This window comes from Vibrio sp. Vb0349 (genome assembly GCF_033338975.1).
The window spans coordinates 1-1,159 of the sequence record NZ_JAWOTS010000341.1 but is presented as its reverse complement, the minus strand read 5'-3'; the positions used below and the strand labels follow the sequence as shown (position 1 = coordinate 1,159).

Annotated in this window: 1 protein-coding gene; it reads left to right on the top strand. The window is 41.2% G+C overall.

Annotation, left to right across the window (positions count from 1 at the left end):
* Positions 1–524: 524 nt before the first annotated feature.
* Positions 525–1,159, top strand: a 635-nt coding sequence (locus R7Q47_RS25690) for a D-alanyl-D-alanine carboxypeptidase family protein (RefSeq protein WP_318090189.1), incomplete at its 3' end; no start/stop codon positions are given.

Genomic DNA, 1,159 nt, shown 5'->3' with positions numbered 1-1,159 from the left:
GAGTTTTCTCTTCGATATTTTTTATTTTATTCGTCGTCAATAAAATCAATCCCAATTTTTGTGTATCACGTCTCTATTACTCTGGTATTGACGCGAAGCTAACAAGATAAAACGTAAGGTGAGTAATATAAGCGCAACTGAAGATCTTGGATTATCCGATTTTCATTACCCCTAGTTTTTCAGCTCTGTAATTATTGGGTTGAATTGTCCTTTTAAGCCCGCACAGGTACTCTCCCTGACATCACCGTTTGTGCGGGTGCTTTTTCATATTTTGAACGATTTGTTTTAGAGATCTGCTTATCTAAAAATGTGGATTCTCGCTGTCATTGACGTGAGGCCGTTCTTTCGTGATCTCGTTTGGGCATCACATGTATGGGCGGAAAATTTCTACTCATCTCTCATTCTTCTCGACAAACATTGAGTAAAGGTAACGAATCGTAACATTGCTGCTGTAACTGTATGGCGTTTCAATATACTCGACTTAGTTTGTAAGCCACAGATTGCTAATAAGATTAGATGTCACTATGAGAAAAAATACCTTATTCAACACGACTTTCCTTACCGGCCTTGCTACCTTCTCTCACTTTGCCTTTGCTGCACCAACTGTTGTCCCTAATGCACCTGAATTAAGCTCCCGCGGTTATGTACTGATGGACTATCACACAGGTAAAGTGTTGGTAGAGCGCGATGCAGACAAGCGATTAAACCCAGCGAGCTTAACTAAGTTGATGACTGCTTATGTTGCAGGACAAGAAGTAAACGCTGGCAATATCAGTCTCGATGATCAAGTTGTCATTAGTCGCAACGCTTGGGCGAAAAACTTCCCAGATTCTTCCAAAATGTTCATCGAAGTAAACACATCTGTGTCTCTGTCTGATTTATATCGAGGATTGGTGGTTCAGTCAGGAAACGATGCTAGTGTTGCCATTGCAGAGCACGTCGCTGGCAGCGAAGCAGGCTTTGTTAGCTTAATGAATAGTTGGGCGAGTCAACTTGGTTTGACGAATTCCTCATTTACTAACCCTCACGGTTTAGATAGCGATGGTTTGTATTCAACACCGCATGATATAGCTAAGTTGGGTCAAGCAATCATTCGTGATCTGCCAGATATTTATCCGATGTATAGTGAAACGTCTTTTACGTACAACGGTATTACTCA